This is a genomic window from Nevskia soli DSM 19509 (assembly GCF_000711955.1).
Classification (GTDB): Bacteria; Pseudomonadota; Gammaproteobacteria; order Nevskiales; family Nevskiaceae; genus Nevskia; species Nevskia soli.
The window spans coordinates 172,734-188,323 of sequence record NZ_JONR01000007.1 but is presented as its reverse complement, the minus strand read 5'-3'; the positions used below and the strand labels follow the sequence as shown (position 1 = coordinate 188,323).

Below are 15,590 nucleotides of genomic sequence, written 5' to 3'. Positions count from 1 at the left end.
GCGCTACCTGAAACCCTGGTTCCGCCCTGATGGCGGGTTACTTTTCTTTGGGTTTCGCCCAAAGAAAAGTAACCAAAAGAAATGCGACCCGATGTCTGCGCCGACATTTCGTTTTCGAGTTCATCCTTGCCGTCCCTGGCGAGGCTTCATTGCTCTTTCCCACCCCCGGCCCGGCCATCCATGGCCGGGCGTTCGGGCCTGTTGGAGTGACATTGAGTCACTCCAACAGGCCCTCACCCCTGCGCTTCTCGGCCAGGGATGGCCTGTCTGTGAAACCCGCCGCGAGCGAGAAGCGCAGGGTACCGTCCAATCGCTCCGCGATTGGACGGCGCAGACATCGGGGCGGTGTTTCTTTGGTTACTTTCTTGTCGCTGGAGACAAGAAAGTAACCCGCCTTCAAGGCGGAACCGCAATTTCAATCTGCGACTCCAATGCCTCGCGCGCTAGCGCGTACGCGAAAGTTTCAGAGCAGAACAAGCAGAGCATGCAGATGCAGAACAACCCGAAGCAGCAGGCATAAAAACATGAACCCAGCCCTGCGCCCCGACCTCGCCATCATCGGCGACCTGATCAAACCCGATACCCGCATCCTCGACCTGGGCTGCGGCGACGGCGCCCTGCTGTCACACCTGGCGCGGACACGCGGCGTGCGCGGCTACGGCCTGGAGATCGACCCGGCCAACGTCGCCGCCTGTGTCGCCGCCGGGGTCAATGTGATCCAGGCCGACCTTGACGAAGGCCTGGCCGATTTCGCCGACGGCTCCTTCGACTACGTGGTGATGACCCAGGCCCTGCAGGCGCTGGCGCGGCCGGACCTGGCGGTGGCGGAGATGCTGCGCGTCGGCCGCGAGGCCATCGTCACCTTTCCCAATTTCGGCCACTGGCGCGCGCGCTGGGCCATCATGAACGGCCACATGCCGATGACGCCGGCGCTGCCGGCGCAGTGGTTCAATACCGAGAACATCCACCTGTGCACGGTGGCGGATTTCGAGGACCTGTGCCGCAAGTCCGGCTGGAACGTGCTGGAGCGCGTGCTGCTGGACCGGGCGCATCACCGCGGCGCGGCGATCACCCTGCTGCCGGGGCTTTTCTGCGAGATCGCGCTGTACCGCCTGCGCAAGCCGGCGAATATCGTACCGGTCGGATAGAAATTCCTCAGCCGGTCACGCTGAGCTTGGCGCGGATGAAATCCGCGTCGGACACGTAGAGCAGCCCGGCCAGCTTGCGCAGCAGGCCCTCCTCGTATTTGTCGAGCCGGCCGTCGGCATAGGCCACCTGCCACAGCATCTCCATCAGGCCGAGCTTGCCCGCGGGATCGAGCCGGTCGTTCAGCGCCTTGACGTAGTCGTAGAGGGACACCGCCTCCCGCGTGGTGGCCTGGGCCTGCTGCAGCAGCGCGTCCGCCCGCGCTGCATCCAGCTGATACCGCTGCGCCAGCAGGTCGCGGATCTTGTCGCGCTCGACTTCCGGGAAGTCGAAATCGGAGCGTGCCAGTTCCAGCAGCAGCAAGGCCACGGCGAGCGGCTCGCTCGGCACTTCGCGGGCGGCGGGAGCGGTGCCGCCGAGCAGGGCCAGCAATCGATCAAGCATGTTTCACACTTCGGGATTCATTTTTTCGGCAGGGGCGATTTTAACAAGCGGGATGACCAAAACCACGCCGCTCACTTCCCGCCACGCGCACCGAACTGCACATCGCCGAACCAGGCGTGCGCCTTGCCGTGCGAATCGTCGCAGTCGCTCATCACCGCCACCGCGCCGATCTTGTCGACATCCATGCCGAAGAACTGCTTGAAGTCGGCCTGCACGTCGCGCTGCTCCTCGCGCCATTCGCCGATGCCCTCGGCACCGGCGCGCACCGGCACGATCACCGCCTGCCCCATCGCCCCGGAGTAGGGGCTGGGCCAGGACGCGGCCTTGTACTCGCCGTTGGACCACGCGTATTCCAGGGTATGCAAACTCCACGGCAGCCAGCGCTTGCCGGCGATCACATACACCCGCGCGGGAAAGTCGGAGCCGCCCTTGACCCGTTCGTCCAGTCCGGTGAAGAGATGTTCGATCTTCCAGCGCCAGGCCAGCATCGGCGTCTGCTTCAGGTCGATCGCGCCGGCCCAGCCCTCGAACGAGGCGCTGTCCTCGCACTGCGCCGCCACCACCTTGATGCCGGCGTCTTCGACCACCGAGTACGCAGTGGGCTTCACCGACAGGATCTTTTCCGCCGTCCAGCCGTCGAGGCCGCCGACGGAGAAGCGCGGCGGGCCATCCGCCGCTGCCGCCGTGCACAGGCACAGCCCCCACAAAGCCAGCGCCCTCATGCCTGCAGATGCTGCTGCAGGAACGGCAGCACCGCCTGCTGCAGTTCGGTCAAGCGGCCATGATAGAAATGTCCCGCGCCCTCGAAGCGCACCAGTTGCGGCGGCGGCGTATAGGTTTGCAGCGCGGCCATGGTCTCCTCGTAACTCACCACGTCGTCGTCGGTGCTGTGCACTTCCAGCCAGGGGCACCCCGGATGGGGCGGCGGCGCGGCACCCTCCACATATTTGCCGAACGGCGCGCTGATGCTGACCAGCGCCGCGGGCCGGGCCTCGGCCGCGGCCTTGAGGCTGACGAAAGCGCCGAAGGAAAAGCCGGCCAGCACCAGCGGCACCCCCGGCAGTTGCCGCCGCAGCCAGTCGGTCACCGCCAGGGCATCGTCGGTCTCGCCGCGCGCCTGGTCGTACTGGCCCTCGCTGCGGCCGACACCGCGAAAGTTGAAACGCGCGGTCAGCAATCCGGCCTGCAACGCCGTCGAGGCCAGCGCGTACACCACCTTGTTGCTCATGGCGCCGCCGAATTGCGGATGCGGATGGCAGACCACGCAGATGCCGACCGGGGCGCCCTCGCGTGGCGCGGCGAGCAGGGTTTCCAGGCGACCGGCCGGGCCGTCGACGAACAATTGCCGGGTTTCACCCGGAGCAGGCAGATCAGCGGGCAGATCGACGGTATGGGGGGGCATCTTCAGGCTGGGTGGATGCGTTGATCGGGGTGCAAGCATGCCACGGCTGGCCGGGCATGCGCCGGGTATGACCGGCCCGGAGCTTCCAGGGTTCAATTTCCATGCCGCCCCGGTCCATGTCCCCGCCGCGCCCGGCCGCCCACGGCGGAGCCGTGACGGGCTTGTCAGGCCTGCGCACCGGCCCTTATAGTGCAAAGGCAACGCGCCACGAGCGGCAAGGCGCGACTAAAAAACATGCCAGCGCGGGGAGATCAGGATGCGTAAGACATTTGTAGCCATCATTGCGGCCACCACCATGGGTGCGGCCTTTGCGGATGCCTCGTATCCGGAACAGTACCAGCAGCAGTTCCATGATCAGCCCGCCGCGCGCGCTTACCTGAGCTACAGCTTCGGCGGCCACAACGACCGCACCATGCCCGCCCCCCTGCATTACGGCCTGCGCCTCGACCATGAGAGCCGCGCCGGCGATGGCAGCTTCGGCACCCTGCCGGCCGTGCTGCAGCTCGATCACGACAGCCGCGGCCAGACCCTGGCCTCGGCCAGCGGCATCACCTTCGCCGGCCGCAACCTGCGGCTGCACCAGAGCGACAGCTCGGGCAGCAGTTCCAGCACCGGCGGCAGCAGCGATTCCGGCTGGTCGTTCTTCGACTGGACCTTGCTGGCCGTGGGTGTCGGCGGCGCCGGCTACCTGATCTATGACGCCACCAAGGGCCACGACAGCCCGGACGCCAAGCCGGGCAGCAGTTCCGGTTCCAGCAGCGGCGGTGGTTGCATTCTCGGCGTCATCGGCAGCGGCTGCCTGACTTCGGACGGCAGCGGCATCAACTACGAGCAGGTCACCCCCGAGCAGATCCAGTGGCTCGACGGCGGCACCGGCCACATGGGCGACCTCAGCCGCCGCTGAGCCGCTCCGCACCGACTCAAGGGGAGCCTCCGGGCTCCCCTTTTTGTTTGCACGTTCGGACAAGCCGCCCCGGGCCGACGCTCCGCGGTCCGCCGGCGCGCCGAAGACGGGACGGCCGCCGTGGCTGCATATATCATGGAACAAAGGACCACTCCCCCATCAATCAACCGGCGATGAACTGGCTACGCTCCCGCCTGCCGCTGATGTTCGGCATCGACCTGCGCACGCTGGCGCTGTTCCGCGCCGCGCTCGGCGCGGTGCTGTTCGTCGACCTGTGCCGCCGCGTGGGCGACGCCGGCAGCCTCTACAGCGACGGCGGCGTGCTGCCGCGCAGCTGGCTGGCGGCCTATGGCGAATCCTGGCGCGCCTCGCTCTACCTGGCCAACGGCCAGGCCTGGTTCGCCATCGCCCTGCTGGCGCTGCAGGCCCTGGCCGCCCTGGCCCTGCTGCTGGGCTGGCGCACGCGCCTCGCCGTCCTGCTCTGCTTCGTGCTGGAAGCCTCGCTGCTCAACCGCAACGAGCTGGTGCTGAACGGCGGCGACGTGCTGGCGGTCTGCCTGCTGTTCTGGAGCCTGTTCCTGCCGCTGGGGGCGCGCTGGAGCGTCGATGCCGCCCTCAGCAAGCTGCCGCCGCCGCGGGACCATCAGTACCTGTCCTGGGCCTCGGCGGCGCTGCTGGTGCAGGTGATGTCGGTCTACTTCTTCGGCGCCGTCCTGCAAAGCGGCGCCGAGTGGTGGCCGGACGGCAGCGCGGTGTATTACGCCCTCCAGCTCGACCGCTACGCCACACCAACCGGGCTGTGGCTGCGCCAGTACGCGGACCTGCTGCCGGTGCTGACCTATGCCATCTGGTTCATTGAACTGTTCGGGCCCCTGCTGGTGTTCTCCCCGGTGTTGGGCCGTCCGCTGCGCTTCCTGGTGATGCTGCTGTTCACCGCCATGCAACTGGGCCTGCTGCTGTGCCTGGAACTGGGCGTCTTCCCCTGTGTCAGTCTTGCCGCGCTCACCGTGCTGGCGGGCGGCTGGATCTGGGACGGGCTCGGGGGGCGCGCCCAGCGCCGCGAGCAGGCGCTCGGCACCCTGCCGTTGCGCCTCTACTACGACCGCGACTGCGAGTTCTGCCTGAAGCAGTGCCTGCTGCTGCGCACCTTCCTGATCCTGCCCCGCGCCGAGATCGTGCCGGCACAGGATTACCCGCGCGCCCGCGCGCTGCTGGAAGCGAACCGCTCCTGGGTCGTCATCGACCACGACGACCACGCCTACCTGAAATGGCCGGCGTTCGTGCTGCTGCTGCGGCGCTCGCCCCTGTTCGCCTGGAAGGGCTGGCTGCTCTCCGGAGGCTGGGCGGTGGCGCCGGGTAACGCGCTGTACGATTTCGTCGGCCGCCGCCGCGGCGCGCTGGGCAAGCTCTCCGGCGCGCTGCTGCCCTACCGCGAGACCGCCTTGGAAGGTGGACGCTTCATGCAGCGCCTGGCCGGATTCTTCCTGTTCATCGTGCTGGCCTGGAACCTGTGCACCGTGCACTGGCTGCCGCAACTGCTGCACCGCGCCCTGACGCCGCCGCTGCGCCTGCTGCGCATCGACCAGCAGTGGAATCTGTTCGCCCCGGCGCCTTCGAAGGACGACGGCTGGTTCGTCTTCCCCGGCGAACTGGCGGACGGCACGCAGCTCGACGTGCTGCGCCCGGGACATTCCGGCATCAGCTACGACAAGCCGGCAACCATCTCCAGCAGCTATCCGGACAGCCGCTGGCACCAGTACGAGGAAAACCTCTGGCTGCCGCAGTACGCCAACAACCGCCCCTACTTCGGCCGCTACCTGTGCCGCCAGTGGAACAGCGCGCACCCCGCGCAACAGGCGCTGAAGGGCTTCAAGATGATCTACATGCTGGAACTGTCGCCGCCGCCGGGGCAGGCACCCGCCGCCGTGGAGCAGCGCATCCTGTGGCGGCAGGAATGCGGTAGCGATCCCGTCCCCGGTTCGGATGGAATCATCCCGCTGCACGCCAACTGAAGCCGCCGCTTTTGTAGGGCGGCCCGTGGCCGCCGCTGCGCCGCATTCAAATGCAAAAAAGCCGGCGGCCACAGGCCGCCCGCGACACGGTGCCCGGAACGGTGGGTGCGGGAGCGGGCGGATGCGGCCCCGTAAGATACAGTTAGCGCGGGCGTCAGCGGCCCCTCCCGCGCCCATTGCTTCGCAAACACCGTGTCGGGGCCGCCCTACGATTTGAATTACGTTGATAGGAAACACGTTTTGATCGACATCGGCGCCAACCTCGCGCACGACAGCTTCGACGCCGACCGCGAGGCGCTCCTCCAGCGCGCCTGGGATGCCGGGCTCGAAGCCATCATCGTCACCGGCAGCAGCGCCGCCAGCAACGAGCAGGCGCTGCAGCTGGCGCGCGCCCATCCCCGCCGGCTCTATTCCACCGCCGGCCTGCACCCGCACCACGCCACCGAGTGGGACGAAACGCTGGCCGCGCGCATCGCCGAACTGGCCCGCGAGCCGCAGGTGGTGGCCCTGGGCGAATGCGGCCTGGACTATTTCCGCAACCACTCGCCACACGAAGACCAGCGCCGCGCCTTCATCGCGCAACTGGGCCTGGCCATACAGGCGGACAAGCCGGTCTTCCTGCACCAGCGCGACGCCCACGCCGACTTCCACGCCATCCTGCGCGACTACCGCCGCGCCATTCCCGGCTGCGTGGTGCACTGCTTCACCGACAACGCCGAAGCCCTCGACGCCTACCTCGCGCTGGACTGCTACATCGGCATCACCGGCTGGGTCTGCGACGAACGCCGCGGCCTGGGCCTGCGCGAACTGGTGAAGCGCATCCCCGCCGAGCGCCTGCTGATCGAAACCGACGCGCCCTACCTGCTGCCGCGCAGCATCAAGCCTTCGCCGAAGGACCGCCGCAACGAACCGGCCTACCTGCCCTGGGTGCTGAAGGCCATCGCCGAAGTGCGCGGCGATGATGCCGCGCAACTGGCGGCGCAAACCGCCGCCAATACGCGGCGGCTATTCGGGATCACCTGAGGAAATTCCCGACCGGCAAGTATCGTCATTCCCGCGAACGCGGGAATCCAGGCTTCGGCGAAACCGAGTTCTGGATGAATCCACTTTGGTCGCCAAACCCGGAGCAACCCAGACCGTAGGGCAGGTCTGCGACCCGCCGTTCACCGAGCGCTCTTCACGATCGGCGGGTCGCAGACCCGCCCTACGACCTGTCCGGCGCCCCCTACAACTTCGGCAGACGCAAAACCTGCCCGGGATAAATCTTGTCCGGGCTCTTCAGCATCGGCTTGTTGGCTTCGAACACCGCCGGGTACTTGTTGGCGTCGCCGTAGTGCTCCTTGGCGATCTTCGACAGGTTGTCGCCCGACTTGACCGTATAGAACGCCGCATCGCTCTGCCCGGCCGGCTCCTTGGACGGGTCAACTACTTCCGGCGCCGCCGCCGCGGTGCTGGTACCGCCGGCACCGGCGCCCGCCTCGATCTTCAGCTTGTCCACCACCTGGTCGACGCCGCTGAGGTTGCCCACCGCGAGAATCGCCTTCTCCTTCTCCGCCTGGTCGGGCACGTTGCCGAACAGGATGCAGGTCTTGCCGTCCCAGGAGATGAACAGCTTGTCGATCTTCAGGTTCAAAGCCTTGATGTGCTCGACCAGGCTCTCGGCGCTGGGCGGCTTGCCGCCCGCCAACGCTTCCCCGGCCGCCTTGACGAAACTGAACAGACCCATGGCACTACCTCCGTGTGGTGGATGCGACGCGGGTTCAGCTTAGCGCATCGGCAATGACTTCAATATGTCACTTCGCGGCCAGGCGCCGTAGCCCGTGAAACATACAACGTTACCCGGGGCTCGCACGAGCCGGCGAGCCGTGAATCCGCATTCAAACGTGCGTACGTGCATCCCCATACATACGCACGCTGCAACACGCCCATCATCCGGGACCGTGGGGCTACTTCGGGACAGGCGGATCGATGCACCGCCCTACGAGTTACGCTTTCCAGCATCGTGGGACACCTTCCAAAGAAAGTAATGCTTGAATTCCCTAAGCTGATTCTGTTCTTTCAATTCGTCGATCTTGTCAGCCACCATTTTCACTCCACTAGCAGCCAAACCCGATGCCAGGAGCAATTCTGGCGCGCCAAAACAGGCTGCGGCATTTAAACCAATCAGGACCGTAGGGCGGGTCTGCGACCCGCCGTTCACCGCGTCCTCTTCGCGACAGGCGGGTCGCGGAGCCGCCCTACGAATTTCATCCGGACGCGTGCGTGCATCCCCCTATACGCGCACGCACGCAACACTCCCCTCAAGCCCCCTCCCCAAGCACAAGCTGCTCCTCCTTCCCGCCGATAGCGGGCTTGTATCGCCCCTCCGCCGCCGCTTTCTTCAACGTCCGCATCACCGTCGAGCGATGACATCCCAGTTCCTGGCCGATCTCGGTGTAGTTGAGGCCGAGGTTGGCGCGTTCGATCATTTGCTGCTCGGTCTGGTCGGCGCAGAATTGTGAGGACCAGCGCTGGGTGCCGTCCGGCAGTTTCTCCAGTTGCACTTCCATGGACTGCGCATCGCCACCATGGAGGCTGCGGGCCTTCTCGAAGTGGATTTCGAAGCGGGCGCCCTGTTCGGAGCGGTAGTCGTTGGGGCGCTTGAGGGCGATGACGGTATCGAGCAGGTCTTCGCGCTTGGAGGTGCCGCGCTGCTGGCCGCCCTTGCCGGCGTGATGGACGAAGACGACGCTGCGGCCCAGGGCGCGCATGCGCAGGGCCCAGGCGGCGACCGGCATCCAGCTCTCGCTTTCGTTTTCCTTGCCCTGGCGGACGAGGCAGCTGATGTTGTCGGCGATGATGACGCGGGCATCGCCGATGCGGGATTCGAGGGCCTGCTGGCCTTCGTGGGTGGAGAGGTCGGGTACCGGCTGGTTGTTTTGCAGGTCGGGGGTGATGAGGCGCAGGTGGTTTTTCGGCATGCGGATGGGACTGCTGGCGACGATCTGCTCTAGGCGCTGTTGCAGATCGACGGCGGCCATTTCGCCGTCGATATAGAGCACCGGCACGGCGGCGACGGCGCGCCAGCCGAGGAAGCTGCCGCCACTGGCCAGGGCGTGGGCGATGTTGAGGCAGAAGTGGGTTTTGCCGACGCCGCGCCAGGCGTGGACCATGGCCAGGGACTGCGACAGCAGCCACGGCGCCAACAGCACCTGCCGGGGCGGCAGCTCCATCTTCAGCAGTTCCTCGGCGCTGCAGACGCGGGGGCCGCGGTCCTGCTCCGGGTCGGCGCGGCGCAGGGCGTGCTGCACTTCGTCCAGCAGCAGCGGCGCGATGTGGCCGATGCCCTGTGTCTGCAAGGCATCGGCACCTTGACGCAGGGCCTGTTGCAGGCGCCGCCGCCCGGCGTAGTCGGCGACGATGCGGGCGTGGGCGACGCAATTGCCGGGGGCGACGGCGTCGAGCTGAAGCTGGGCGATGTGGTGGATGCCGCCCGCCGCCTCCAGCCGGCCGCAGGCGCGCAGGTGTTCGCCGAGGGTGGCGTAATCCACCGCCGCGCCGCTTTCGAGCAGCTGCGCCAGGGCGGTGAAGACGACGGCATTGGCCCCGCTGAAGTCCTCGGCCTGGACCAGGCCGCGCACCTGGGGCCAGGCTTGCGGCCGGCTCAGCAGGGCGCCGAGGACGAAATGCTCCGCGTCGGTATTGCCGGGGGCGTGGAGAGAGCGGCTGGCGGTGATGGAAACGGTGCTGATGGGCGTGCTCCGGATGGAAAGTACGCCTGCTGTTTTATGCCTCTTGCCGGGGGCGGCCGGAGTGAATGCGGGTGGCGGATACCCGCTTTCGGCGGGGCGCGATGGAAGGCTTGTTGCGGATTGCCTGACGCGATTTTGAGCGGCCCGTTACAGCTCCTACGGGTGAACCTCGCGCTCAAGAGCCTGCTGCACCCATTGATTCAGACTCACGCCGGCGGCGCTGGCCGCCTCGGTGACACGGGCATGCAGATTCGCCGGAACCCGGACTACAAACTTGCCGGAGAATGTCTTGCGCGGCTCGATGCCGCGCTCCTTGCATACCGCCAGGAACGTCTTGAGCGAACGCACCCCCTCTTTGCGCAATGCGTCAACGCTGCTTGCATAGAAATCCGCGCCGCCGTTAAGCCCTGTGAATTCGCCGCGAAACTGGTTCAGCTCAGGATCGAAGGTGATGACGGCCGTGTGGCCCTCGATGTTCATTACGTTGTTCATGGGATAACTCCGTGTGACTCCAGCCATTTGCGAACGCTGGCCACCACCCCTTTATCGGTTGTCGGCTCCGGGTGAGGCCGGTGGTATACCTGGACTTCACCGAACAGGATCACCGCAACCCGCGAACCTTCCCGCTCTTCAATGTCCGCGCCGAGGGACTTGAACAAAGCCTCGACATCACGCCACTGGATATTGGCCGAGGTCGGGCGCGCGAAGATCGTGGCAAGGGTTTTGGCATGCTTGCGTTTCACCACCCAAATAGTATCACTAATAGATACTACTTACAATTACCATCCTTCATCCTATGCGGCGCGCAGATACTTCTCGCACAGCTCAAGGAATTCCTGCTTGTCCTCGGCGGTGCCGTCCACGGCGCAGCGGTCGAAGAAGCTGCTGTGCATGCGCCGATGCGTGTCGCGCACCTGCTTCTGCCGCCGCCGCAATTCGCCGCCGCTGCCCTTGCCTTGCGCCAGCAGCGCCTTGTCGGCCTGTGCGCAGGCGAATTCCAGGCCGGCCAGGTGCTTGCGCAGCAGGTCCGGGTTCGGCCCCCCGTGCTTGGCCAGGCGCGAGCGGGCGGCGCCAGTGTGCTGTTGCGGATCGAGCAGGGCCGCCAGCTTCTTCGCGGCGGCGGCGATGGGCTTGATCTCGGCGCGCAGATGCGGCGCCAGCGGCTCCATGGCTACGCGCGTCAGTTCCGCACGGCCCACCGCCAGCAGGGTTTCCAGTTGCTTGATCAGCGCGGCAGCCCGCGGATCACGCGCGGGAATGTTGAGCAGGTCCTCCAGCACCAGCGCACGGTGCCGCGCCGTCAGGCGCAGCGTGGGCGTGCCCCGCGCGGGCGGCTTCTTGGGCTTGGGCTGGGTCGGCAGGCGCGGCTTCCTTTACCGCCGCGCGGCCAGAAGGGGGTGCGCCAGTATGCCCGCGCCCACCGGCGGGATAAACGACGGGCGCCTTCGCCGGGGCGGCAACCCTGCCCCGCCCGCACCCGGCGCGTGCGCGCGCAACTCCCCCCGCACGTGCACGCACGCAACACGGCTTCCGGCGCAAGGCAGCCAGCTCCGTGCCCGCTAACCCCTTCATCACAAAGCAGGTTTGACCGCCCGGGCACCCCGGCGCACCTGTTTCCGCGGGCAATACGGGCTAGAATTGCAGACCCCACCGCATTCTTCGCGCAGGCCAGACCATGCCGCACTATCGCTCCCGCACTTCCACCCACGGCCGCAACATGGCCGGCGCCCGCGCGCTGTGGCGCGCCACCGGCATGAAGGACGGCGATTTCGGCAAGCCCATCGTCGCCGTGGTCAATTCCTTCACCCAGTTCGTGCCCGGACACGTGCACCTGAAGGACCTGGGCCAGATGGTCGCCCGCGAGATCGAGGCGGCCGGCGGCGTGGCCAAGGAATTCAACACCATCGCCGTGGACGACGGCATCGCCATGGGCCACGGCGGCATGCTCTATTCGCTGCCCTCGCGCGAGCTGATCGCCGATTCGGTGGAATACATGGTCAACGCGCACTGCGCCGATGCCATGGTGTGCATTTCCAACTGCGACAAGATCACGCCGGGCATGCTGCTGGCGGCGATGCGCCTGAACATCCCGGTGGTGTTCGTCTCCGGCGGCCCGATGGAAGCCGGCCGCGTCATTGCCTCGAAGCACGGCAAGGACGAGGTGGTGAAGCTGGACCTGATCGACGCGATGATCCAGGCCGGCGACATCAACGTGTCGGACGAGGACGTGGCCGCCGTCGAGCGCTCGGCCTGCCCCACCTGCGGCTCCTGCTCGGGCATGTTCACCGCCAATTCGATGAACTGCCTGACCGAGGCGCTGGGCCTGTCGCTGCCGGGCAACGGCACCATCCTGGCCACCCATGCCGACCGCAAGGAGCTGTTCCTGAAGGCCGGGCGCCTGGTGGTGGAGCTGTGCAAGCGCTGGTACGTGAACGACGACGCCAGCGTGCTGCCGCGCTCCATCGCCACCAAGGCGGCGTTCGAGAATGCGATCACGCTGGACGTGGCCATGGGCGGCTCCACCAACACCGTGCTGCACCTGCTGGCGGCGGCGCAGGAAGGCGGCGTGGATTTCCTGATGGCGGACATCGACCGCATCTCGCGCCGCGTGCCCTGCCTGTGCAAGGTGGCGCCGGCCTCGCAGAAGTACCACATCGAGGACGTGCACCGCGCCGGCGGCATCTTCGCCATCCTCGGCGAGCTGTCGCGCGCCGGTCTGCTGGATACCTCGGTGGGCAGCGTGCACGCTCCCAGCCTGGGCGCGGCCATCGAAGCCAATGACGTGCTGCTCAACGACAGCGCGGAACTGCACCAGATGTTTCTCGCCGCGCCGGGCGGCGTGCCGACGCAGGTGGCCTTCAGCCAGAACCGCCGCTTCGACAAGCTGGACTTCGACCGCGCCAACGGCTGCATCCGCGACCGCGCCCATGCCTACAGCCAGGACGGCGGCCTCGCCGTGCTTTACGGCAACATCGCCGAGCGCGGCTGCATCGTCAAGACCGCGGGCGTGGACGACAGCATCCTCAAATTCACCGGCCGCGCCCGCGTGTTCGAAAGCCAGGAAGACGCCGTCGACGGCATCCTCGGCGACCAGGTGCAGCCCGGCGACGTCATCGTCATCCGCTACGAGGGCCCGCGCGGCGGCCCCGGCATGCAGGAAATGCTCTACCCGACTTCGTACATCAAGTCGAAGGGCCTGGGCAAGCAATGCGCGCTGCTGACCGACGGCCGCTTCTCCGGCGGCTCCTCCGGCCTGGTGATCGGCCACGTCTCGCCGGAAGCGGCGGAAGGCGGAATGATCGGCCTGGTGGAGGACGGCGACACCATCGCCATCGACATCCCGAAGCGCAGCATCCGCCTGGTGGTCAGCGAAGAGCAGCTGGCGGCACGCCGCCAGGCGATGGAAGCGCGCGGCCCGGCGAGCTGGCAGCCGGAAAACCGCACGCGCTACGTCTCGCAAGCCCTGCAGGCCTACGCGCTGATGGCGACATCGGCCGATCGCGGCGCGGTGCGCGACCTGTCGAGCATCCGCCTGCCCGGCGTAGGCCCCACCGCCAAGCCCGCGCAGGCGCCGATCAAGGAACCGCGCAGCTAAGGCGATTCAAACACACGGGCTTTCCCCTCTCCCTCCGGGAGAGGGGCAGGGGTGAGGGACTCACTCAACGAGTGAGCCGCAATGTGGAAAGTGCGCCCTCACCCCGCCAAGCGCTCCGCGCTCGGCCCTCCCCTCTCCCAAAGGGAGAGGGACGGTGGTCGGCGGCCGTTGGCCGCCGGTCAATTCTTGGGCTGCGGCACCAGGCGCAGGTAGGGCTTCAGCGCCTTCCAGCCCTTGGGGAACAGCTTCTGCGCGTCCTCGTCCTTGACCGAGGGGACGATGATCACGTCCTCGCCCTGCTTCCAGTTCACCGGGGTGGCCACCTTGTGCTTGTCGGTGAGCTGCAGCGAGTCGATGACGCGCAGCACCTCGTCGAAATTGCGGCCGGTGCTGGCCGGATAGGTGATGGTCAGGCGGATCTTCTTGTTCGGGTCGATGATGAACAGCGAGCGCACGGTGAAGGTGTCGCTGGCGTTGGGATGGATCATGCCGTACAGGGTGGAGACCTTGCGGTCGGCGTCGGCGATCATCGGGAAATTGACCGCGTGGCCCTGGGTTTCCTCGATATCCTTCGACCAGCCTTCGTGCGCGCCGAGCGCGTCGACCGACAGGCCGATGGCCTTGACGCCGCGTTTGTCGAATTCCGGCTTGAGCTTGGCGGTGTAGCCCAGCTCGGTGGTGCAGACCGGGGTGTAGTCCTTGGGGTGCGAGAACAGCACGCCCCAGGAGTTGCCCAGCCAGTCGTGGAACTTGATCTTGCCCTGGGTGGTTTCCGCTTCGAAATCGGGGGCGATATCGCCGAGTTGCAGTGACATGTTGTTTCCTCCGGTGGGCAGGTGCCCGCTTGTTTCAACAGTCCGGGCATGGATGCCCGGCGGCTTGGGCAGGATGTCCATTATGATGCACCGGCCTTAGAACTAATCAAGCCATAAGCTCAGATCGATTCGCCTCGGCCGCGTGCCGTGTCTGCAGCCAGTAACGCAGCGACAGCCCGATCGAGGCCGCGCCGAGGCCGGCGGTGAGGCCCCACCACAGCCCGCCCGGCCCCAGGCCGCCGTGGAACGCCAGCCACCACGCCACCGGCATGCCGACCAGCCAGTAGGACACCAGGGTGATCAGCATCGGCAGGCGCGTATCCTTGACCCCGCGCAGGGCGCCGTTGGCGGTGGCCTGCAGGCCGTCGAAGAACTGGAAGGCGGCGGCCAGCAGCATGAAATAGGTCGCTTCCGCCGCGATGCCGGCGTCCGCAGTGTAGAACCCCGCGATGACGCCGCCGAACAGCGCCATGATGGCGGCGTTGGAAGCGGCGTTGGCCAGTCCCAGGCCCATGCCGACGAAGCCGCGGAAGCGCGCCGTGCGGTGCTGGCCGGCGCCGGCGGCATGGCCGACGCGCACGGTGGTGGCCAGGGCCACGCCCACCGGGATCATGAACACCATCGAGGCGAAGTTGATCGCCACCTGGTAGGCCGCCACGGTGGTGTCGCCGAACTCCGCCATCAGCATCGCCGCCGTGACGAACAGGCCGGCCTCGGCCAGCAGGATCAGGCCGATGGGCGTGCCGATGCGCAGGATCTCGCGCACGCCCTCGGCGCAGACGGCGCCGTTGGCGCTGGCCCGCATCACTTCGCGCAGGCCGGCGCGGCGGCCGAACTGCCATTGCAGCACGCCGGCCATGGCCAGGCTGGACACGGTGGTGGCGACGCCGCAGCCCGGCGCGCCCAGGCGCGGCATGCCGAAGTGGCCGAACAGCAGCAGCCAGTCCAGCACCGCGTTGCACAGCAGGCCCACCAGCCCCGCATAGAGGATCGGCCGCACCTGCCCCAGGCCCTCGGCGGAAAAGCGCAGGGTGAACCACAGGCTCAGGCCGAAGCCGCTGCCGGACAGGGCGCGGACGAAGGTGATGGCAAGGTCGGTGGTGCGCGGGTCCAAGTTGAGCTGCCGCAGGGCCGGGGCCGCGCTCAGATTCAGCAGCAGCACCCACACCGCGCCGGCGATCCAGGCGAAGCGGCTCGCCTTGCGGATGAAAGCGCCGATGTCCGCCTGCGGCCGCCCCGCCCCGACCATGTGCGCCACCACCGGCGAGCAGGCCATGAACAGGCCCATGAACAGCACGAAGAAGATGACGTTGAAATTGACGCCCACCGCCACCGCCGCCAGCGCCTGCGCGCCGAGGCGCCCGGCGAAGATGGTGTCGATGGCGCCCATGCCCACACCGGCCAGCTGCGCGGCGATCAGCGGCAGCGCCAGCTTCAGGTTGGCGCGGATCTCCGTGCGGACGGCGGCGCTGACAGGACTGGAGGACGGCTGGGACATGACAGGCGGATTTTCTTGCACCGGATTGGGGCCCGGTACCGGG

General features: G+C 67.2%; 16 protein-coding genes. 5 read left to right on the top strand and 11 right to left on the bottom strand.

The window, feature by feature from the left end; genetic code table 11:
• Nucleotides 1-524: 524 nt before the first annotated feature.
• Nucleotides 525-1,148, top strand: a complete 624-nt coding sequence (metW, locus tag BP26_RS0104205; protein ID WP_029919331.1) for a methionine biosynthesis protein MetW — start codon at nt 525-527, stop codon at nt 1,146-1,148.
• A 7-nt stretch (nt 1,149-1,155) separates the two neighbouring features.
• On the opposite strand, the gene BP26_RS0104200 is transcribed toward metW, so the two are convergent.
• From BP26_RS0104200 to BP26_RS0104190, 3 genes are all read right to left on the bottom strand, one after another.
• The gene (locus BP26_RS0104200; protein ID WP_029919330.1) at nt 1,156-1,590 is read right to left on the bottom strand and encodes a tellurite resistance TerB family protein; all 435 of its coding nucleotides are present in this window, start codon (nt 1,588-1,590) and stop codon (nt 1,156-1,158) included.
• 71 nt (nt 1,591-1,661) lie between these two features.
• On the bottom strand, nt 1,662-2,312 hold the full coding sequence (locus BP26_RS0104195) for a DUF3047 domain-containing protein (protein WP_051748247.1): 651 nt from the start codon (nt 2,310-2,312) through the stop codon (nt 1,662-1,664).
• A complete protein-coding gene (locus BP26_RS0104190; RefSeq protein WP_029919328.1) occupies nt 2,309-2,992 on the bottom strand; it encodes an alpha/beta hydrolase in 684 nt (227 codons plus the stop codon). Before BP26_RS0104190 ends, BP26_RS0104195 begins: the two co-directional genes overlap by 4 nt.
• Before the next feature lie 256 nt (nt 2,993-3,248).
• Between BP26_RS0104190 and BP26_RS0104185 the strand changes: the two genes are divergently transcribed.
• The 3 genes from BP26_RS0104185 to BP26_RS0104175 all read left to right on the top strand — a co-directional run bounded on the left by BP26_RS0104185 (nt 3,249) and on the right by BP26_RS0104175 (nt 6,931).
• Nucleotides 3,249-3,896, top strand: a complete 648-nt coding sequence (locus BP26_RS0104185; protein ID WP_029919327.1) for a hypothetical protein — start codon at nt 3,249-3,251, stop codon at nt 3,894-3,896.
• Between the two features lie 173 nt (nt 3,897-4,069).
• On the top strand, nt 4,070-5,908 hold the full coding sequence (locus tag BP26_RS0104180) for an HTTM domain-containing protein (RefSeq protein WP_029919326.1): 1,839 nt from the start codon (nt 4,070-4,072) through the stop codon (nt 5,906-5,908).
• Nucleotides 5,909-6,148: 240 nt separating this feature from the next.
• The gene (locus BP26_RS0104175) at nt 6,149-6,931 is read left to right on the top strand and encodes a TatD family hydrolase (protein ID WP_029919325.1); all 783 of its coding nucleotides are present in this window, start codon (nt 6,149-6,151) and stop codon (nt 6,929-6,931) included.
• A gap of 202 nt (nt 6,932-7,133) precedes the next feature.
• Here BP26_RS0104175 and lysM read toward each other — a convergent pair whose 3' ends face one another.
• From lysM to BP26_RS0104145, 6 genes are all read right to left on the bottom strand, one after another.
• Nucleotides 7,134-7,634 carry a peptidoglycan-binding protein LysM gene (gene lysM, locus BP26_RS0104170; protein WP_029919324.1) on the bottom strand — a complete coding sequence of 167 codons (501 nt, stop codon included), beginning with the start codon at nt 7,632-7,634 and terminating at the stop codon, nt 7,134-7,136.
• 252 nt (nt 7,635-7,886) lie between these two features.
• On the bottom strand, nt 7,887-8,108 hold the full coding sequence (locus BP26_RS29165; protein ID WP_157572346.1) for a hypothetical protein: 222 nt from the start codon (nt 8,106-8,108) through the stop codon (nt 7,887-7,889).
• A 100-nt stretch (nt 8,109-8,208) separates the two neighbouring features.
• Complete coding sequence (locus tag BP26_RS0104160) at nt 8,209-9,624, bottom strand: AAA family ATPase (protein ID WP_281172677.1); 1,416 nt, start codon at nt 9,622-9,624, stop codon at nt 8,209-8,211.
• A gap of 171 nt (nt 9,625-9,795) precedes the next feature.
• Nucleotides 9,796-10,131, bottom strand: a complete 336-nt coding sequence (locus BP26_RS0104155; protein ID WP_029919322.1) for a type II toxin-antitoxin system HicB family antitoxin — start codon at nt 10,129-10,131, stop codon at nt 9,796-9,798.
• Nucleotides 10,128-10,382 (bottom strand): type II toxin-antitoxin system HicA family toxin, encoded by a 255-nt coding sequence (locus BP26_RS0104150; RefSeq protein WP_029919321.1) that lies wholly within the window; start codon nt 10,380-10,382, stop codon nt 10,128-10,130. The genes BP26_RS0104155 and BP26_RS0104150 overlap by 4 nt, the downstream gene beginning before the upstream one ends.
• Nucleotides 10,383-10,433: 51 nt before the next feature.
• Nucleotides 10,434-10,919, bottom strand: a complete 486-nt coding sequence (locus BP26_RS0104145; protein ID WP_029919320.1) for a hypothetical protein — start codon at nt 10,917-10,919, stop codon at nt 10,434-10,436.
• 395 nt (nt 10,920-11,314) lie between these two features.
• Here BP26_RS0104145 and ilvD point away from each other — a divergent pair, with 395 nt between their 5' ends.
• Nucleotides 11,315-13,234, top strand: a complete 1,920-nt coding sequence (ilvD, locus tag BP26_RS0104140; protein ID WP_084182787.1) for a dihydroxy-acid dehydratase — start codon at nt 11,315-11,317, stop codon at nt 13,232-13,234.
• Nucleotides 13,235-13,413: 179 nt separating this feature from the next.
• Here the strand turns inward: ilvD and BP26_RS0104135 are convergent, their stop codons facing one another.
• Both BP26_RS0104135 and BP26_RS0104130 read right to left on the bottom strand, forming a co-directional pair.
• Nucleotides 13,414-14,049, bottom strand: coding sequence for a peroxiredoxin (locus tag BP26_RS0104135; protein WP_029919318.1), 636 nt, complete (start codon nt 14,047-14,049; stop codon nt 13,414-13,416).
• A gap of 106 nt (nt 14,050-14,155) precedes the next feature.
• On the bottom strand, nt 14,156-15,547 hold the full coding sequence (locus BP26_RS0104130; RefSeq protein WP_029919317.1) for an MATE family efflux transporter: 1,392 nt from the start codon (nt 15,545-15,547) through the stop codon (nt 14,156-14,158).
• Nucleotides 15,548-15,590 lie beyond the last annotated feature (43 nt).

Excerpts from the sequence above, each read along its gene's own strand:
- BP26_RS0104130 (WP_029919317.1), bottom strand. The coding sequence starts at position 15,547 with ATGTCCCAGCCGTCCTCCAGTCCTGTCAGCGCCGCCGTCCGCACGGAG.
- BP26_RS0104200 (WP_029919330.1), bottom strand. The coding sequence starts at position 1,590 with ATGCTTGATCGATTGCTGGCCCTGCTCGGCGGCACCGCTCCCGCCGCC.
- BP26_RS0104185 (WP_029919327.1), top strand. The coding sequence starts at position 3,249 with ATGCGTAAGACATTTGTAGCCATCATTGCGGCCACCACCATGGGTGCG.
- BP26_RS0104135 (WP_029919318.1), bottom strand. The coding sequence starts at position 14,049 with ATGTCACTGCAACTCGGCGATATCGCCCCCGATTTCGAAGCGGAAACC.
- ilvD (WP_084182787.1), top strand. The coding sequence starts at position 11,315 with ATGCCGCACTATCGCTCCCGCACTTCCACCCACGGCCGCAACATGGCC.
- BP26_RS0104180 (WP_029919326.1), top strand. The coding sequence starts at position 4,070 with ATGAACTGGCTACGCTCCCGCCTGCCGCTGATGTTCGGCATCGACCTG.
- BP26_RS0104195 (WP_051748247.1), bottom strand. The coding sequence starts at position 2,312 with ATGAGGGCGCTGGCTTTGTGGGGGCTGTGCCTGTGCACGGCGGCAGCG.
- BP26_RS0104155 (WP_029919322.1), bottom strand. The coding sequence starts at position 10,131 with ATGAACAACGTAATGAACATCGAGGGCCACACGGCCGTCATCACCTTC.
- metW (WP_029919331.1), top strand. The coding sequence starts at position 525 with ATGAACCCAGCCCTGCGCCCCGACCTCGCCATCATCGGCGACCTGATC.
- BP26_RS0104190 (WP_029919328.1), bottom strand. The coding sequence starts at position 2,992 with ATGCCCCCCCATACCGTCGATCTGCCCGCTGATCTGCCTGCTCCGGGT.
- lysM (WP_029919324.1), bottom strand. The coding sequence starts at position 7,634 with ATGGGTCTGTTCAGTTTCGTCAAGGCGGCCGGGGAAGCGTTGGCGGGC.